This is a genomic window from Corallococcus sp. AB018 (assembly GCF_003986945.1).
GTDB classification, from domain to species: Bacteria; Myxococcota; Myxococcia; order Myxococcales; family Myxococcaceae; genus Corallococcus; species Corallococcus exiguus.
The window spans coordinates 1-17,503 of record NZ_RAWR01000049.1; the positions used below are offsets into that span (position 1 = coordinate 1).

The following is a 17,503-nucleotide window of genomic DNA, read 5'->3' on the forward strand; positions in this document are numbered from 1 at the left end:
CCCTCGGCCCCCACCACCAGCGCCAGGGGCCCGTCCAGACGGGCGCTCCACAGAGGCTCGGCGCCTTCCACGTCCGCGGCCGCGACCCAGAGGCCCGCTTCCTTCAACTGCTCCAGGGCGCGGGAGATGTTGGTGACGCGCGCGATGGGGCAGTACTCGACGGCGCCCGCGGAGGCCTTGGCCACCGTGCCGGTCACCTGTACGGCGCGGTCCTTCGCCAGGACGACGCCATGGGCCCCGAGCGCATGGGCCGAGCGGATGATGGCGCCCAGGTTGTGCGGATCCTGGATGCCGTCGAGCACGACGACGAGCGCGGGCTGCTTCTTGGCCTTCGCCACTTCCAGCACGTCCTCCAGTTCGACGTACTGGAAGCCGCGCAGCTCGGCGACGACGCCCTGGTGCACGCCGCCCTCGGCCATGGAGGTCAACCGTTCCCGGCCGACCTTCTCCACCCGGACGCCCGCGTCACGCGCGCGGCTGAGCAGTTCGCCCGCGGCCTTGGCGCCAACCTGCCCGTCGACGATGAAGAGGCGCTCCACCGCGTCGGGATGGGCGCGCAGGGCCTCCAGCACGGGGTTGACGCCATGGACGTAGCGCGGGGCTTCGTGGCCGCCGCGTTCACCACTGGAAGGCTTGGGGGAGCGCTCGCGCATGGGGGCTACTGGACCTCCACGGGCAGCGAGAAGGTCTTCTTCTGACGGGCGCAGATCTTCTCCGTGCAGATGAAGAAGGTCAGCGTCGCGTCCAGCGTGCCCTTGCCGGCGGACACCGCGGTGAAGGGGACCTCGAAGCGGGGATCCACGAACTGCTGGCCGTCCGCCTTCTTCGCCACCGACTGTTCACGGGTCAGCGTCTTCTGGGCGGGCGTCAGCTGCTTGCCCGTCAGTTCCAGCTTCAGCGGGGCCTCGTCGGAGACGTGGGCGCCGGGCTTCGACTTGATGGCGAGCACGAACGAGCCCTGCCCTCCGGCCTTCACCTGCGTCGACGTCCCCTCGGTGGTGACTTCGTAGAGGGTGGCGGGGTCCACGTCCTGGGCCAGCACCGGCGCGCCGACGAGCGTCAGCAGCAGGGGGGCCAGGGTCGGGAGGCGGCGGGTGCTGGGCATGGGTGTCTCCAGGAAGGCGGCGTTCGTATACCGGGGCTTCGGACGCGCGGGGAGCGCTTTCTCTTCTAACTCCGCGGCGCGTTCACCTTCACGGCGCCCTTGCGCCCCGGCGACGGCGGGGGCAGGGCCTGGGGCGTCTCCAGCGCGGCGGTCCAGACGGGGACAGCGCCGGCGACGAGGGCCTCCGCCCGCTGGATGATGGGCGTGGCCAGGTCCAGGCCCGTCGCGGCCTCCATCTCCAGGAGCGCGGGCGAGCTGTTCACTTCGAAGACCTTAGGGTGTCCCTGGACGTCCAGGATGTCCACCGCGGCCACCTCCAGGCCCACCAGCCGGGCGACCTTCTCCGCCATGGCGCGATGGCTGGGGGACAGTGGCAGGGCTTCCAGGCGGGCGCCCCGGTTCAGCGTGTGCGAGAGGCGCCCGGGGCGCGGCTTGCGCAGCACTCCGGCGATGGCCTCACCGCCCACCACGAGCACGCGCACGTCCTGGCCGGTGCTCCGCACGTACTCCTGCATGACGAGGTTGTGCCCCAGACCGAGCACCGCCTCGAGCGCGGCCTCCAGCGACTGGAGGCTTTCGCAGACCATCACGCCGTGCTTCTCCTGGCCCTGGAGGAGCTTCACCAGCACGGGCACCCCGCCCACCAGGCCGACCATCTCCTTCAGGTGGGCCGCGTCCCGGGCCATCACCGTGGCGGGGATGTCGATCCCGTGGGCGGACAGGAGCTGGAGCGCGCGCATCTTGTTGCGCGACTGCGCGATGGCCTGGGCGTGGTTCACCAAGGGCACGCGCGCCAGACCGAACTGGTTCACCACCGCGAGCCCGTAGGTGCTGATGGACAGGGCGATACGCGGGATGACGACGTCGGTGGGCGTGAGCTTCTTGCGGTCGTAGAACAGGGTCGCCTGGCTGCCCCCGTCCAGATGCATCTGCACCCGGAGCGGGTTGAGCACGCGGACCCGGTGTCCTCTCGCGCGGCCTGCTTCGACAATTCGCCGCGTGGACGAGATGGAAGCGGAGCGCGAGAGGACAGTGATTTTCATGGCGGAGGCGACCGGCCCGGCGAGGACCCTATAATCCTCGCCTCCGCCCGCGTAAAGCCGCCTCCGCCTGCCTGCCGCCTAGAGCTGGCGGATGGCGCGGACTTCGACGCTGACGGGGTCCTCCGGACGCGACGACTCCAGCTTCGCGCAGGCGCTGCCCGTGAACCGCACGCCCGGCTTCTCGGGAACCGACAGGTCCAGCGACCAGGTGTCGGGGCCCGCGAGCGTGCGCTCGCCGTCGATGTAGACGACGATGAGCTTTTCATCGGAGGGCAGCTGGCTCGGCTCAAGCTTGGTGAAGCACGGCTCGCCCGGCTGGATCTCCTCGCTGATCGACTTCAGCGCGGCCGCCAGCTCCTCGCGATTGCCCGCCTGGTAGAAGGAGCGGCCGCACAAGCCGGTAGCGACGTCGCAGGTGTCCCCCGCTCCGCAATCGACGCTGGCCTTGCAGTCACGTGCGTAGCCACCCGCGCGCGCCATCTCGTTGAGGACGCTGGGGCCATCACCCGCCGACGTCTCAGCGCCGAAGCCGATGACGATGGTGGAGATCATGTTCGCCTTGAGCGCCGACACCGCCGACACGGAGGCGTTCTTGTCAAGGCAACCCCGCTGGTAATACGGGCTCCCCTTCGTCGTGCACTGCGACAGAACATCGAGCGTGCAGCGGCACTCAGCGCTGCTGCCATCGTATTCGTTCTTGTCGTTGCAGTTGGGAAGACCGTCGGTCAGCAGGATGATGATCTGATCGCGATCTTCGGAGTTGGCCCGCAGCTGCGTGCCTACGAACTCCAGGCTCGCGCTCGTCGGCGTACCGCCCCGGGGCCGGCCAGCGCCACCATTGGGGATACCCTGAAGCTTGTCGTTAACCAGGCTCGCATAGTCCTGGAGCTCCGTGTCTGAATCCAGCTCGAACGGAACACTGGCGCGGATGCTCAGACTGCCAGCGGCGGCGGTGGCAGGTGCGCACAGTTCGGGCACGGTCGTCGTCTGCGGCGGTGGCTTGACGGGAGGAGGCTCCGGGTAGGTCGTCAGGCCGAAACGGACCAGCTTGCCGCTCTCCGCGAGGAACGGGCCCATGGCGCCCTGGAGCTCAGACCAGCGCGTGGGGCACTTCGAGGTGTCGCAGGGATTGTCGTCCTCACACATGTAGAACTTGCCGTCTTCGGCTTGGAAGTCACACACGCGCGTGCCGTTGACGACCAGGTCCTTGTTGACCGGCTTTGTCATGGAGCCGGAGATGTCCACGAGGAGCATCACGTCCGGCTTGCTCCTGCGGGCGGTGATCACCGACTCCACGGTCGTCTGGGCGATCGCGAGTGGATCCACCGGCTCGAAGTCATAGGTCTGACAGCCGGCCATCACGGCAACACCGAGCGTGCCGGCCAGCAGTGCGCTCAGGGGGGTCGACTTGGCGCGCATAGGCTTTGAGGATTCCTTCCGGGGGGAACAACGAACTGCGAATGCCCCAGCGTAACGCGTGGACGCCCACCGAGGCTACAGCGACGCGCGGCAGGCAGGTTCCATTCAGGTAATGCTGCCAAGTTGCAACGTCAGGCGATCCGCGAGGGCGAGTCCGGTTCCCCTGTCGGACATCCGCCTCCTTCTGGAGGGAGGGGACCGGCTCGGGTGTCCGCTCAGAGCGTGAGGACGCGCGCGCCGTCGGTCAGCCTCCAGATGGAGGCCAGGCCCATGACGTCGTCCAGCGTGCCGTGCAGTTCCTGGGGTGAGAGGCCACAGATGCGCACCGTGGTGTCGCAGGCCACGAGCTTCGCGCCCAGGGCTCGGGCTTCCTCCAGCATGCGGGCCGGTGTGGGGACATTGAGCCCTTCGGCCCGGGCCGCCTCGGTGCGCTCCCGCTCGCTGTGCGCCAGGCCGAAGCCGCCGCGGACCAGCTGGCGCAGGGCCTCGAAGGCGAAGACGAAGTAGACGTCGTCGCCCATCGCGGCGGCGGTGATGCCCATGGAGGCCGCCTGATAGGCGGGCTCGTACGTGGCGTGCTGGAGGAAGAAGAAGACGCGTCCGGCCATGGTGGACCGACCTTAGCGTTATCGAGTCCGGACCGGCAGCCGTCGTATAACGGGGCTCCCCTTCCCCACCGGGAGCTCCGCATGCCGAGCCAGCCGTCCCGCCCCCGCGGTGTTCGTCCCTCGCGGGTCCCGTCCCGTTCCGCCTCCTCGCGATGGGTGGCGCTGGCGGGTCTCGCCGTGCTCGCGGGCGTGGGGCCCGTGTCCGAAGCGGCTCCCGCCAGCGCGAAGGCCCCGACCGCGGCTTCCGTGCCCGTGCCTCCCCCCCCTGTTCCCGGACCGCTGCGCATGGAGGCACTGGGATTGCTCTCACAAGCTTCCGTGGCGCCCGAGGCGGCGTGGCGCAGGTTCGGGCCGGAGGTCGTGCCCGTGCTCGCGGCGCTGGCGGAGGACACGAGCGTCCCGGATGCGCAGCGGATGCGGGCCGTGACGGCGCTGGCTCGCGTGGAGTCGCCCGAAGCGGGCCAGACGCTCCAGGCGATGCTGGAGGATCCGCACCGGCCTTCGGATGTCCGCTCACAAGCCGCGGCCGCGCTGGGCCAGCGGCTGGGGTTCGAGGCCGTCAAGACGCTGCAGGCCCGGTTGGAGGACCGCGACCTGCGACTGCGTGAGGCCGTCGCCCAGGCGCTTGGCCGGCTGGGCGGTCAGCGGGTGCGCGAGGTGCTGGAGGAGCGGCTCCCCCTGGAGGACGTTCCCCAGGTGCGTGAAGCGCTCCAGCAGGGCCTCACGCTCGCGGAGCCCTGAGCGGGCGCCGGGCATGGCGGTGGCGGCCGCCCTGGTGGGCTGCTCGGGGCTCGCGTCGGGCGGGGCCTTCCGTTAGATGGGAGGCCATGCGCCCCACCGTCCTTCTCTTCGATATCGATGGCACCCTCGTCACCACCGGCGGTGCAGGCCGCCGCGCCATGGGCCTGGCCTTCGAGCAGCTCCACCGGCGGCGCGACGCGTGCGACGGCTTCAGCATGTCCGGCATGACGGACCGGGCCATCGTCCGCAAGGGCCTGGGCGTCATCGGCCAGTCCGACACCGAGGACACCATCAGCGCGGTCATCGACGCGTACGTCGCCCACCTGGGACTGGAGGTTCCCAAGGTCGATGCACGTGAGTACCGGCTGCATCCGGGCATGCGCGAGGCCGTGATGGAGGCTCGCTCGCGGTCGGGATACGCGGTGGGCCTGGGCACCGGCAACGTGCGCGCGGGCGCCAAGGTGAAGCTGGACCGCGTGAGCATCCACGACCAGTTCGCCTTCGGCGGTTTTGGCTGCGACTTCGAGGACCGCGTGGCGCTCATCCGTCACGGCGCCCAGGCCGGGGCGGCGCAGCTGGGTCAGCCGCTGGAGGAGTGCCGGGTGGTGATCATTGGCGACACGCCGAAGGACGTCGCGGCCGCCAAGGGCATTGGGGCGGAGACGATTGGCGTGGGCACGGGCAACTTCACGCCCCAGGCGCTGCGCGACGCCGGCGCCGAGTGGGCCTTCGCGGACTTCTCCGCCCCCGGCGCCATGGAGGCCCTGCTCGTCGGACGGTGAAGGTGTGGTATCTCCGCCGCCCCTCCGAGGAGTCGTCCACGCATGTCGTCCACGCTCGAATCCTATGAGCTGATCCGCTTCGCCGAGGCCTTCGAGGCCCGACTCGCCACGGCGGAGGAGATGGTCGTCGGCCGGCCGGGGTTGGAGGCCGAGAAGCAATGGCTGGCCTCCGCGCTGGAGCGCCTGCGCGAGGCCCGTGAGCCCGCGGGCGGTCTGCTGGAACAGGTGAAGGACCTGCCGGAGCTCGACGAGGCCCGCGAGGAGTTCTCGTTCGATCAGCAGGGCCGCTGGGTGGATGCGCTGGAGAAGCTGCACGCCGGCATCACCTTCACCGCCAGCAGCCGCGCCCCCGTCATCGAGGCCCTCTTCCCCCACCTCAAGTTCCCGCAGCTGCGCCGGGCACCCTTGGAGCTGGTCAACGAGTACGCCACGTCGTACGAGCGGCGGTTCAAGAGCGCCTACGTCACCCGCATCTTCTCCCGCGACGACTTCGCCATGGTCCGCCCTGTCGTGGATCAGGTCGCCGCGACGTTCGCCGCGTGGACCGCGAGCCTGTCCCCGACTCCCCTGCCCCCGGATCAGGAAGCCGCTCTGCGCGAGGCGCTGGTGGCACTGGGACGGCGGCTGGACGTGGCGCTGCGGCAGGGACGGCTGCTCGCCGAGGCCGCGCTCGTTCCCGTGCCCGGGGTCTTCGAGGCCGCGGGCCTCACCCTCAAGCCCCGGAAGCGCGCGGGCAAGTCGCTCGCGCTCTCCGCCGAGGACGGGGCTTCGGACCTCTTTGGTGAAGAGGGCGATGCCAGCCAGGAGGAGGCTTTCGAGGAGGATTCCGGGGACGAATCGATGGAGGCGGCTCCCGACGAGTCGGAGGCCCAGGCGCCCCTCGATGAGACCGCGGCGGAGGCTGGCGGCTCCGAGGCTGAGGCTTCGAACAGTGGATCCGAGGATGTCACCGCTGCTTCCGAACCCGTGGCTCCGGAGGCTCCCGTCGCGGCGCGTCCCACTCGGCGGGGGCGGCCTCCGAAGAACGCCGCTCCGGCTGCCGAGACCACCCAGACCGACGCTTCTACGGATGCCCCCGATTCCGGTGCTCCGGAGGCCGTGCGCCCCAAGCGACGCAAGAAGACCGACCCGTCCGAGGCTGGCACGCCTTGAGACCCGACGCGCGGTGAGTCCCCCGCCGTGAAGAGGAACCCGGACATGGCGGACGTCGCCCTTCCCATCGATCCCCTCCTGCCAGACATCGTCTCCACGCTCCGGAGCTCGCGGTCGCTCGTGCTGGAGGCGCCCCCTGGCGCGGGCAAGACGACCCGCGTTCCCCGCGCGCTGCTGGAGGCTGGGCTGGGCGCGGGCAAGGAGATCGTCGTCCTCCAGCCCAGGCGTCTGCCCACCCGGCTCGCCGCGCAGCGCGTGTCCGAGGAGATTGGCGAGCGCGTGGGCGAGACCGTCGGCTACCAGGTCCGCTTCGAGGACGTCCGCGGGCCCAAGACGCGCATGTCCTTCGTCACCGAAGGCGTGCTCGGACGCCGCCTGCTCACCGACCCCACCCTGCGCGACGTAGGCATCGTCGTGCTCGATGAGTTCCACGAGCGGCACCTGTCCGCGGACATCTCGCTCGCTCTTCTGCGGCGGCTGCAGGAGACGGCCCGCCCGGACCTCAAGCTCGTGGTGATGTCCGCGACCCTGGAGGCCGAGCCCGTCCGCGCGTATCTGGGTGGCGCTCCTTCCTTGCGCTCCGAGGGCCGCCGCTTCGACGTCAGCGTCGAATACCTTGCCGCCCCGGATGAGCGGCACCTGGATCAACAGGTGCTCTCCGCGCTCAAGCGCTTGTTCACCCAGGGCGTCGATGGCGACGTGCTCGTGTTCCTTCCCGGGGCCGGGGAGATCCGCCGCGCGCGAGACACCTGCGCGGAGTTCGCCGAGCGCCACGACGCCGACGTGCTCCCGCTCCATGGCGACCTCTCTCCCGCGGAACAGGACCGCGCCGTGCGCCGCAGCTCGCGCCGGAAGATCATCCTGTCCACCAACGTCGCGGAGACGTCCGTCACCATCGACGGCGTCGCGGTCGTCATCGACAGCGGGCTTGCTCGCGTGGCGTCCCACTCGCCCTGGTCCGGTCTGCCGCAGCTCAAGCTGGGCAAGGTGAGCCGGGCCTCCGCCGTCCAGCGCGCCGGTCGCGCGGGCCGCACCCGCGCCGGGCATTGCGTGCGCCTCTACACCCAGCACGACTTCGATGGCCGGCCTGATCAGGAGGCCCCGGAGATCCGCCGCACCGACCTGGCCGAAACGGTGCTCTCGCTGCGCGCGTCGGGCGTGAAGGACCTGACGGCGTTCCCGTTCTTCGAGCCGCCCCCCGCCCCCGCCCTGGAGGCCGCGGAGACGCTGCTGCGCCGCCTGGGCGCGGTGAACGCGAAGGGCCAGGTCACGGACGTGGGCCAGCGGCTCTTGCGATTCCCCGTCCACCCTCGCCAGGCGCGCGTCATCGTCGAGGGCGAGCGCCGGGGCGTGGGCGGTGATGCCGCCGTGCTCGCGGCCCTCATGGGCGAACGCGACATCCGCCGCGAGGCCCGCGCCAACCTGGGCGGCGGAGGCCGCGCGTCCGCGCTCGTCAGCGGGCCTTCCGACCTGCTGGAGCTCCTGGAGCGCTTCCGCGAGGCCGGCCGTTCGGGCTTCGCCTCCGGCCGCATGCAGTCGCTGTCACTGGACGCGGGCGCGGTGCAGGCCGTGGAGCGCGTGCAGAAGCAGCTGCGCCGCACGGTGCGGGAACAGGGCTCCCGCCCCGGCCGCCCCGAGGACGTGGAGCAGGCGCTGATGCTCAGCGTGCTCGCGGGCTACCCGGACCGCGTGGCCCGCAGGCGGCGGCCCCGCTCCCCGGAGCTGCTCATGTTCGGCGGCGGCACCACCAGCCTGTCCGAGTTCAGCGTCGTCCAGGACGCGGAGCTGATGGTCGCCGTGGACGCGGAGGAGCGCCCCGGCCGCGGCGCCGTCGTGCGGCTCGCCAGCACCGTGGAGGCCGAGTGGCTGCTGGACCTCTACCCGGACGCGCTGGAGGAGGTGGACACCCTCCAGTGGAACGCGGACTCGCGCCGCGTGGAGCGCCTCACCCGGCTGGCCTACGGCAACCTCATGCTGGAGGAGACGCGCACACCCGCGCCCCCGTCCGAGGAGGCCGCGCGCGTGCTGGCCGAGGCGGCCCTGGCCGCGGGCCCGGAGCGCTTCGCGGAACCCGAGGCGCTGGAGCAGTGGCGCACCCGCGTGGAGCTCCTGGGCAAGGCGTTCCCCGAAACGGGCTTTCCCACCGTGGACGCGGGCTTCATGCGCGACGCGCTGGCGTCCCTGTGCGTGGGCGCGCGCAGCTTCTCCGACCTGGAGGGCGTGTCGCTGCTGGACGCGCTCTACGCGCGCCTCACCTCCGAGCAGCAGCGCCTGCTGGCGAACCACGCCCCCGAGCGCGTCACCCTGCCCGGCGGTCGCGGCGTGAAGGTGCACTACGAGCCCAACAAGCCACCCTGGGTGGAGTCACGGCTGCAGGACTTCTTCGGGATGGCGCAGGGGCCCAGCGTTGGCGCGGGCCGCGTGCCGCTGGTGCTGCACCTGCTGGCTCCCAACATGCGCGCCGTGCAGGTGACCACCGACCTGGCGGGCTTCTGGGAACGTCACTACCCGGCGATCCGCAAGGAGCTGTGCCGCAAGTACCCCCGGCACTCGTGGCCGGAGGATCCGCGCCACGCCGAGCCGCCCGCACCCCGTCCTCCGAGGCGCTGAAGCGCGCGGCGCGGGACTACAGCCGCTTGTGCATCTCCAGGTGGTCGATGCCGGCCTCGTCGAAGACGGCGCCGACGGGCTGGTAGCCGTGCTTCTTGTAGAAGTCGAGCGCGTAGAGCTGGGCGTGCAGCATGATGCCGCTCACGTTGCGGCGGCGCGCCTCCTCCTCCAGCGACGTGAGGAGCAGCGAACCCACTCGGGCCTTGCGGTGCGCCTGGAGCACCGCCATGCGGCCAATCTGGCCCCACGTTCCAGGCTGCCCGGCGGGCGGCTCCGGCAGCTTCACCAGCCGGCCGGTACCGATGGCGTGACCGCCCTGGTAGGCGATGACGTGGTAGGCGAGGGCGTCCTCGGCGTCGCGCTCGATGCCCTCGGGGACGTGCTGCTCCTCGATGAACACCACCTCACGGATGGCGAGGGCCTGCATGAGCTCCGCCTCGTCCTTGATGTGGGCGACGGTGACGGGTGCCGGGGAGGTCTCGGGAGGCGTCGGCATGGCTGAGGGCAAGGTACACAAAAGCCCGCGCCGCCAACAGGCGGAAAAAACCACCGCCGGCCGGCCCGCCATGCCCCCCGCGCGGTCGGCCCGTCACCTGCCGCCTGCCCGTGAAAGGGCTTGTCGCGAAAGCCCCGCCGCATCGGGTCATCCGGTTGCAATTGCCCTCTCACGTCGGGCTCTCGGGCGGGTTCCACTCCGCGCATGGGCGGGCGGAGCGGAGGAGGATCATCCAGGGGAGGGCGTGGTAGGGTTCAGGCCGATGCGTACCCGTGCCCTCATCGCCCTGGCCCTGGGCCTGCTGTCGACGCCCGCGCTCGCCCAGAAGGAGTTCTTTTTCGGAACGGGAGAGCCGCCCGTGTTCCGCGAAGCGGACATGGACAAGCGGTTCCTCCGCTCCCGCGTCAATCAGGCCCTGGTGCAGGGCACGAGCGACGCGAACTGCGCGCAGCTCGTGGGCGCGCTGCTCACCATCGTGGGCGAGTCCGCGCCGTACCTGCACAAGCGCGACGAGAACTTCTACCTGGACCCCGTGTTGATCCAGGTGCTGGGCACGCAGCTGTCCACGCCGCGCTTCCCCGCCAACATGTTCCTGGTGTCGATGATGCGCCGGGTGCTCATCGACAAGCGGCTGCCGCCGGAGTGGATGCAGACGGCGGTGGCGCTCGCGCCGTACTACCCGCCGCTGGACCTGAGCAAGCTGCGCTTCATCGCGGATGGCGTGAAGCCCGTGGACAGCTTCTTCTTCACGCTGCCCGCGATGCTGGAGCGCTACGACACGGAGGTCCTCAAGGCCAACACCACCGCGGCCAGCGTGGCGGACGCGAAGTTCCGCGACGACTACCTCGACAAGGAGGTGGCCTTCGGAGGGCTGGAGTTCATCGACGCGAAGCTGGAGAAGCCCAAGAAGAAGAGCAAGAAGGGCCCTCCGCCGGAGCCTCCCGCGCTGGTGGCCCGGCTCGTCTTCTACCTGCCGGATCCGGGCAATGACGGCCTGCTGTCCGGGCTCACCTACGGCAAGCCCAAGGTGCGGCCCTCCATCAACATCACGGCGCGGCTGAAGGACGACCAGTACACGCCGCTGACGCAGCTGCCGAAGGGAGCGCGCGTGGTCCTGCGCGGCCGCTTCTGGGAGTACCGCAAGCAGCTCAAGGAGCTGGAGGTGCGCGACGCGTACCTCTTCCAGGACCGCGACTGGGCCCAGAACCCCGCGCTCGCGGATCCCAACGCCGTGGCGTCCTGCCCGCTCGCGTTCAACGACCTGACGGGCACCGCGCCCGTGCAGCCGGGCGGCTTCGGCGGCAAGCGCTAAAAGCGCGCCGTCTCACGTTCCGCACGCCCATCCCGGGGGCGGCACCCCTGCCGTGCCGCCTCCTTCCGCGCCCTCCTCCCGGGAGCGCGCCCCGCCTGACTGGCACGGCCGCTGCTCATGCCCGCGCATCCCTTGCGCGCGAGGCATGCCATGAAGGTCGAAGGTCAGGACGCCCCTTCCGGAAACGAGAAGGCCCCCCCGGAGAAGGACGCGTTCAAACAGGTCCTCCAGCGGACCTCTGGACGGAATGACACCCCACCTCGTCCCGGGGCCCGCCGCGAGCCGGTGGCTCCAGGGACGCTGCTTCCGAAACCCGGCCTGCTCCGTACCGGTGGGCAGGGGCCAGGGCCAGCGACGCGGGCCACTCCGGCGCTTCCCGGCGTCCGTGCGGCGGGGGCGCTCCTCGCAACGACGCGCAGCGCCCTGGGAAGCACTGAGACGCTCCGCCAGGCCCGGCAGGGCATGCACGTGGAGGCGCAGCGGCTGGGGTCGGTGCGCCAGGAGGCGCTCGCGGACGGCGGCACGCAGGCCTCTCATCGTGTGACGGAGTTGCTGGCCCGCGAGGTGGAGCGCTCCTTCCGCGCGGAGCCCCGTCCGGCGCCGTGTCCCCTCCCCTCGCCCACGCGTGACGACCGTTCCTCGGAAGGCCTGTCGCGCGTCTCCGCACCCGAAGGTGCTCGCGCGGCGGGTGGAGCCACGGAGAGCGCCGCACCGGCCAGCCCTCCCGGCGCGCAGGTCGAGTCCGCGCTGGCGCTCATCGAGAAGATCGAGGTCTTCGTGAAGTCACAGCGGCCGGCGCTGGGCCTCAGCCTGCGCGGGGCGCTGGAGGCCACCGTGGAGGTGGAGCGCACGGGGCCCCGGGAGGTGGCCCTGCGCATCCAGGGCCGCCATGGGCCCGTTCCCACCGAGGACGTGGCGCGGCTGCGCGACGCGCTGGAAGCCCGGGGGCTGCGGCTCAGCGTCCTCCAGGCGGAGTGAACGTCCGACGATGCCCTTTCCGCGCCAGACTCCAGGAACGATGAAGGCCCTCACGCCAGGGGGCGCGAGGGCCTGCATCACGACGGGCGCGCTCGGGCGATTCGGCCCGCGGCTACTTCCCGCCGGCGGGGTTCAGCTCCGCGCGCTTGCCCTTCTTGTCCTTGTACTCCTCGGCTTCGGGCAGGGCGGCCTTCTTCTCCGCGATGTTGGGCCACTTGGAGGCGAAGTCGGTGTTGAGCTTCTTGTACTCCGACCACTCCGAGGGCAGCTCGGTCTCGGGGAAGATCGCCTTGGTCGGGCAGACGGGCTCGCAAGCGCCACAGTCGATGCACTCGTCCGGGTGGATCACGAGGAAGTTCGCGCCCTCGTAGAAGCAGTTGACCGGGCACACCTCGACACAGTCGGTGTACTTGCACTTGATGCAAGGCTCGGCGACGACGTAGGCCATGTGGATGTCTCCTCTGTGCGGAATTCCGCGCGTCCGTGGCCGCGCACAGTAGATGGTTGCGGCCAGTGTTGGCACCCTGAATTTAGGTACCAGCCCGGCCCGCTTCCCCGGTCAGCCCAGCAAGCCCTGCGCCCGCAGCAGCTCCGCGACAAGGATGGCGCCCTTTGCGGCTCCCATCTTCGTGTTGTGGGAGACGAGCACGTACTTGAAGCCGTTCTCCAGCACACCGTCCTCGCGGATGCGGCCCACCGTGGTGGCCATGCCGCCGTGGGTGTCCCGGTCCATGCGGGGCTGGGGGCGGAACGGGTCGTCCAGCACTTCAATCCACCGGGGCGGAGCGGACGGCAGGTCCTTCGCCACCTGAGCGCCCTGCCACTCGCGCATCGCCTGGGCGACCTCCGCCACGGTGGTTTTCTTCCCGAGCGACACGAAGACGGACTCGGTGTGGCCTTCCAGGACGGCGACGCGGGTGCAGGTGCAGGAGACGCGCACGTCGTGCGGAGTGAGCGCCGCGCCCGCGGGGTTGAGCGCCCCGAGGATCTTCTTCGTCTCCACCTCGACCTTGTGCTCCTCCTTGGGAATGTAGGGCACGACGTTGTCGAGGATGTCCAGGCCGATGACGCCGGGCGAACGTCCGGCGCCGGACATGGCCTGGAGGCTGGTCATCAGCACGGCCTTCACGCCGAAGCGCTCGGCCAGGGGGGCCAGCGTCACGGCGAGGCCCGTGGTGGTGCAGTTGGGGATGGGGACGATGAAGCCCTTCCACCCGCGCTGCCGGCGCTGCTCGTTGATGAGCGGGGCGTGGGCGGCGTTCACGGGGGGGAGGAGCAGGGGCACGTCCTCGTCGTAGCGGAAGGCGCTCGCGGCGGAGAACACCGGGATGTCCCGGGCCAGGCGCGGCTCGATTTCACGGGCGACGTCCGCCTCCACGGCGGAGAAGGCGATGTCGTAGTCCTTCGCCTGGACGGCGTCGCCGCTGACCACGGTCATGCGGGCGATGGACTCCGGGAGCGGCTCCGGGACGAACCAGGCCAGCATGCCGTTGGAGGCGCGCAGGGCGTCCGCGTACGTTTTTCCAGCGGAGCGGGGCGAAGCGGCGAGCCCGGTCAGCTCGATGAGCGGGTGGTCCTTCAGGGCAGCGATGAACTGCTGACCCGCGAGTCCGGTGGCGCCAATGAGTACGGCGCGAAGCTTGGCCATCGTGGGGGATCTCCGGTGGGGGAGGCAGGGCGCTCCTTACACCGTTTCACGACGCGCTGCATCCGCCGCTCAACGGTGGGCGTGGGAGGGGGCGCGTGCGTGGCGTTCCGTGGGGTAGCCCCCCGTCACCCAGGCGTGGAGCCCGCCGGCGAGACACACGGCGTTGCGCCCCCTCAGGCGCAACACGCGGCAGATGCGGCGGATGTCCGCGCAGTCCTGGGTGGTGCCGCACAGGACGATGAGCTCGTCGTCCGGCAGCATCGCCAGGTCCCGGGCAATCTCCGAGGCCGTCATACGCAGCGCGCCGGGGATGTGGATCTCGAACCGCTCCCAGTCCATCGCGTCGCGGCAATCCAGGACGAGCACCTCCTCGTCCCCCAGACGCATGAACAGCTCCTCGCAAATGATGCTGGGCTCCACCGGGACCTCCCCGAGGCGACGGGCTCCATCGAACATGAACCAGGGGGCTTTTTCCCCTCTTCCCGCCTGTCCGCCCGCCTGCTTCCCGGAAGGCCCGCGGGCTCAGAGGCCCAGCTGCTTCGCGATGATTTCGTTCATCACCTCACTGGTGCCGCCGCCAATGGGACCCAGCCGCGCGTCGCGCCAGTGGCGCTGGATGTCGTACTCCATCATGTAGCCCGCGCCGCCGTGGAGCTGGAGGCACTCGTCGGCCACGCGGCAGCACGTCTCCGTGGCGACCTTCTTGGCCATGGAGGTCTGCGCGACGGCGTACTCGCCGGCCACGTGCAGGCGCAGCGCGTGGTAGGTGAGCTGCCGCGCGCATTCGCGGGCGGTGTGCAGGTCCGCCAGCTTGTGGCGCACCACCTGGAAGCCGGCCAGCGTCTGATTGAAGGCGCGGCGCTGCTTCACGTGCTTGAGCACGGTCTCCAGCATGTCGTCCATGGCGCCCACCGCGCCCAGCGCGAGCGACAGGCGCTCCCACTGGAAGTTGCCCATGATCTGCGAGAAACCCTGCCCCTCCACGCCCAGCAGGTTCTCCGCGGGCACGCGGCAGTCCTCGAAGAAGAGCTCCGCCGTGTCGGACGCGCGCCAGCCCACCTTCTGGAGCTTGCGCCCCACGCTGAAGCCCGGCGTGCCCTTCTCCACCACCAGCATGGACAGGCCCTTGTGGCCGCGCGACGGGTCGGTCTTCACCGCCAGCACCACGAAGTCCGCCCGCACCCCGTTGGTGATGTACGTCTTGGAGCCGTTGATGACGTAGTGGTCACCGTCGCGGCGGGCGGTGGTGCGCAGCCCCGCCACATCCGAGCCGGCGTCCGGTTCGGTGATGCCCAGGGCGCCAATCTTCTCCCCCCGGATGGCGTGGGCCAGCCAGCGCTGCTTCTGGGCCTCCGTGCCGAACAGGTGCACGGGGCCGGTGGCGATGGTGAACTGCCCTGCCAGCCCCGCGGCCACACCGCCGGAGCCGCAGCGGCCCAACTCCTCCAGGAGCACCGCCTCGTACAGCTCCCCGGCCGCCGTGCCCCCGTAGGCCTCCGGGTACTTCAGGCCCAGGAAGCCCAGCTCGCCGAAGCGGGTGAAGAGCTCCCGGGGGAACTCCTCCCGGGACTCCCACTCCGCCGCGAACGGGCGCAGCTCCTTGTCCACCACCGCCCGGACGGTGCGGCGGAAGGCTTCGTGCTCCTCTTGGAAGACGCCATGGCCGTGCAGCATCGTGTGCTCCCTCGCTTGTCAGGGTCTGACACCCCGCGCCGTATGGTAGCGGGACGAGAAGCGGGGCTGGATGGTGTTGCTTCCTTGACCGGCTCCTACCGGGCTGCGTATAACCCCGGCCCCAATCGCTGCGGCGCCATAGCCAAGTGGTAAGGCAAAGGTCTGCAAAACCTTCATTCCCCGGTTCGAATCCGGGTGGCGCCTCATAAGACAAAAGGCCCGATGCGGAAGTCTCCGCATCGGGCCTTCTGCTTTTCCGGGGGTGCTTTCCCGGGTGGGCCTAGCAGCCCATTTCCACCGCGCCGATGTCCGGGGCCGCGCCGCAGAAGGGCTGGCCCTGGTCCTGGCCCTGGTCCTGGGCGGCGGCGGACGGGGCGAAGGTGTCCGACACCGTCACGTCACCCCCGTTGGAGGTGGTGTCCTTCGCGGCGGCCTTGAAGGCGTCCAGGGCCTGGAGCTGGCCGTTGGTCTTGAACTGCGCGCCGGACGGATAGAGGTTGTTGCTCATCTGGAGGCCGGGAGCCTGGCCGCCCACGTCCACGCTGACGGGCGCGTCCACGAGGTTGTTCTCCACGCGCAGAGACTCCGTGGGGCCGCCCGTGCCGTGGCCCAGGATGATGCCGGCCTTGGCGCGGGTGATGGTGTTGTTCACCACCACGGTGCCCTTGGAGTTCTCCAGGCGGATGGCGGTGCCTTCGCCGCCGCCCGCGTCGGTGATGTCGTGCACGCGGTTGCGGCGCACGACGACGGCCTCGGGCACGGGGCCCTCGTGGTTGCCGCCCACGGAGATGCCCTTCGCGGCGTCATACAGCTCGTTGTCCTCCACCAGCACGTTCTTGGCGGAGTAGTGGATGACGAGCGCATCGCCCTTCGCCGTCTCCGACGGCTGGAACTTGTGCATCCGGTTGTTGCGGATGGTGACGTCGTGGCACGTCTTGATGTCCACGGCGTTCTCCCGGTTGTTGAAGAAGTGGTTGTTCTCCACCAGCAGGCCCGTGGCGGGCGGCAGGTCGCTGAAGCCCTCGGGCCCCAGGCACTGCACGGAGTCACCCGAGTTGTCGTGGATGTCGTTGTTGCGCACCGTCGCGTCGTAGGACGCGGGCTGCATCACGATGCCGTGCGAGTCCTTGTTGCCGGTGGTGCGCACGAAGTCGTGGATGTTGTTGTTCTCGATGGTGGGGCCCTTGGCGTTGTTGAACATGGTGACGCCCGCGCCGCCGGTGCCGTTGTGCAGCTCCGAGTTGGCCAGCACCGTGCCCTGCACGTCGCCCTCGAAGGTGACGCCGAAGATGGGCTGTCCCTCCACGTCGATGTCGAACCCGTCGATGACCCAGTTCGCGCGGCGCACCTGCACCGCCGCACCGGAGCCGCTGCCCGGGGTGAGCTTGGGACGGCCCTCGCCCTGGAGGGTGATCTTCGCCTCGGGAGTTCCGGCCTTGGTGTTGTCGCCCAGCACCACGCGCTCGGCGTAGGCGCCCGCGAGCACGCGGATGCGGTCGCCAGGGCCCGCCTTGCTCACCGCCATGGCGATGGTGCGCAGCGGCGCGGCCTCCGTGCCCTGGGCGCCGTCGTCGCCGTTGGGCGACACAACCCAATCATGGGCGGGCGTGGTGGCGGGGGTCTCCTGCATCGCCTGGGCACTGACGGCGGGCTGGGGACCGGGCTCCGCGATGGGCGTGTGGTCCGCATGATCCGGCATCTGCGCGGCGGGCGTGTTCTCCACCGGCTGCACGCCGATGGGGGGCGCCTTGCCCGGAGCGGTGGGAGCCTTCTCGACCTTGGGGGTCCCCGTGTTCGTCGCGGGGGCCTGGGTACCGGCGCCCGACGAACCGCCAGTGCCTCCGCCAGAGCCACCGCCGCCGCCACAAGCGGTCAGCCCAAGAGCCAGGGTGCAGGCAGCCAGGGAGGCCACCAGGGTGTGTCGCGTCTTCAAGC

Annotated in this window: 17 protein-coding genes and 1 tRNA gene; 7 read left to right on the forward strand and 11 right to left on the reverse strand. The window is 70.5% G+C overall.

Translation table 11 applies throughout. The features are described from left to right. The 5 genes from rlmB to D7Y11_RS12950 all read right to left on the reverse strand — a co-directional run. Positions 1–653, reverse strand: a 653-nt coding sequence (gene rlmB, locus D7Y11_RS12930; protein WP_126933845.1) for a 23S rRNA (guanosine(2251)-2'-O)-methyltransferase RlmB, incomplete at its 3' end; no start/stop codon positions are given. 5 nt (positions 654–658) lie between these two features. Then, positions 659–1,105 carry a hypothetical protein gene (locus D7Y11_RS12935; RefSeq protein WP_199745985.1) on the reverse strand — a complete coding sequence of 149 codons (447 nt, stop codon included), beginning with the start codon at positions 1,103–1,105 and terminating at the stop codon, positions 659–661. 65 nt (positions 1,106–1,170) lie between these two features. Continuing rightward, positions 1,171–2,148, reverse strand: a complete 978-nt coding sequence (locus tag D7Y11_RS12940; RefSeq protein ID WP_120577414.1) for a RimK family alpha-L-glutamate ligase — start codon at positions 2,146–2,148, stop codon at positions 1,171–1,173. A gap of 78 nt (positions 2,149–2,226) precedes the next feature. After that, positions 2,227–3,567: an adventurous gliding motility lipoprotein CglB gene (cglB, locus tag D7Y11_RS12945; RefSeq protein WP_120577413.1), complete on the reverse strand. Its 1,341-nt coding sequence runs from the start codon at positions 3,565–3,567 to the stop codon at positions 2,227–2,229. 215 nt (positions 3,568–3,782) lie between these two features. Continuing rightward, on the reverse strand, positions 3,783–4,175 hold the full coding sequence (locus D7Y11_RS12950; protein WP_120566049.1) for a DsrE family protein: 393 nt from the start codon (positions 4,173–4,175) through the stop codon (positions 3,783–3,785). Between the two features lie 156 nt (positions 4,176–4,331). Between D7Y11_RS12950 and D7Y11_RS12955 the strand changes: the two genes are divergently transcribed. From D7Y11_RS12955 to hrpB, 4 genes are all read left to right on the forward strand, one after another. Further along, entirely contained in the window at positions 4,332–4,916 is a 585-nt protein-coding gene (locus D7Y11_RS12955) for a HEAT repeat domain-containing protein (RefSeq protein ID WP_233597071.1), read from the forward strand. An 86-nt stretch (positions 4,917–5,002) separates the two neighbouring features. Next, a complete protein-coding gene (locus tag D7Y11_RS12960; protein WP_121754183.1) occupies positions 5,003–5,698 on the forward strand; it encodes an HAD family hydrolase in 696 nt (231 codons plus the stop codon). Between the two features lie 42 nt (positions 5,699–5,740). Further along, the gene (locus tag D7Y11_RS12965) at positions 5,741–6,850 is read left to right on the forward strand and encodes a hypothetical protein (RefSeq protein ID WP_121754184.1); all 1,110 of its coding nucleotides are present in this window, start codon (positions 5,741–5,743) and stop codon (positions 6,848–6,850) included. 45 nt (positions 6,851–6,895) lie between these two features. Continuing rightward, positions 6,896–9,460, forward strand: coding sequence for an ATP-dependent helicase HrpB (hrpB, locus tag D7Y11_RS12970; protein ID WP_126933846.1), 2,565 nt, complete (start codon positions 6,896–6,898; stop codon positions 9,458–9,460). A gap of 16 nt (positions 9,461–9,476) precedes the next feature. Here the strand turns inward: hrpB and D7Y11_RS12975 are convergent, their stop codons facing one another. Beyond that, positions 9,477–9,956: a GNAT family N-acetyltransferase gene (locus tag D7Y11_RS12975; RefSeq protein WP_120577409.1), complete on the reverse strand. Its 480-nt coding sequence runs from the start codon at positions 9,954–9,956 to the stop codon at positions 9,477–9,479. Between the two features lie 262 nt (positions 9,957–10,218). On the opposite strand from D7Y11_RS12975, the gene D7Y11_RS12980 reads away from it, so the two are divergent. Together D7Y11_RS12980 and D7Y11_RS12985 are read left to right on the forward strand one after the other, a co-directional pair. Continuing rightward, a complete protein-coding gene (locus tag D7Y11_RS12980) occupies positions 10,219–11,268 on the forward strand; it encodes a hypothetical protein (protein ID WP_126933847.1) in 1,050 nt (349 codons plus the stop codon). A gap of 150 nt (positions 11,269–11,418) precedes the next feature. Then, complete coding sequence (locus tag D7Y11_RS12985) at positions 11,419–12,246, forward strand: hypothetical protein (RefSeq protein ID WP_126933848.1); 828 nt, start codon at positions 11,419–11,421, stop codon at positions 12,244–12,246. Between the two features lie 112 nt (positions 12,247–12,358). On the opposite strand, the gene fdxA is transcribed toward D7Y11_RS12985, so the two are convergent. The 4 genes from fdxA to D7Y11_RS13005 form a co-directional block, all read right to left on the reverse strand. Further along, on the reverse strand, positions 12,359–12,694 hold the full coding sequence (gene fdxA / locus D7Y11_RS12990) for a ferredoxin FdxA (protein WP_120566041.1): 336 nt from the start codon (positions 12,692–12,694) through the stop codon (positions 12,359–12,361). A gap of 111 nt (positions 12,695–12,805) precedes the next feature. After that, the gene (gene asd / locus D7Y11_RS12995) at positions 12,806–13,894 is read right to left on the reverse strand and encodes an aspartate-semialdehyde dehydrogenase (RefSeq protein WP_121754188.1); all 1,089 of its coding nucleotides are present in this window, start codon (positions 13,892–13,894) and stop codon (positions 12,806–12,808) included. A gap of 69 nt (positions 13,895–13,963) precedes the next feature. Beyond that, positions 13,964–14,314, reverse strand: a complete 351-nt coding sequence (locus D7Y11_RS13000; protein ID WP_169821069.1) for a rhodanese-like domain-containing protein — start codon at positions 14,312–14,314, stop codon at positions 13,964–13,966. A 102-nt stretch (positions 14,315–14,416) separates the two neighbouring features. Further along, on the reverse strand, positions 14,417–15,568 hold the full coding sequence (locus D7Y11_RS13005) for an acyl-CoA dehydrogenase family protein (RefSeq protein ID WP_126933849.1): 1,152 nt from the start codon (positions 15,566–15,568) through the stop codon (positions 14,417–14,419). A 132-nt stretch (positions 15,569–15,700) separates the two neighbouring features. Between D7Y11_RS13005 and D7Y11_RS13010 the strand changes: the two genes are divergently transcribed. Beyond that, a tRNA-Cys gene (locus D7Y11_RS13010) sits at positions 15,701–15,772 on the forward strand. A 76-nt stretch (positions 15,773–15,848) separates the two neighbouring features. Here D7Y11_RS13010 and D7Y11_RS13015 read toward each other — a convergent pair. Then, positions 15,849–17,501: a nitrous oxide reductase family maturation protein NosD gene (locus tag D7Y11_RS13015; protein WP_306770433.1), complete on the reverse strand. Its 1,653-nt coding sequence runs from the start codon at positions 17,499–17,501 to the stop codon at positions 15,849–15,851. Between the last annotated feature and the right edge of the window lie 2 nt (positions 17,502–17,503).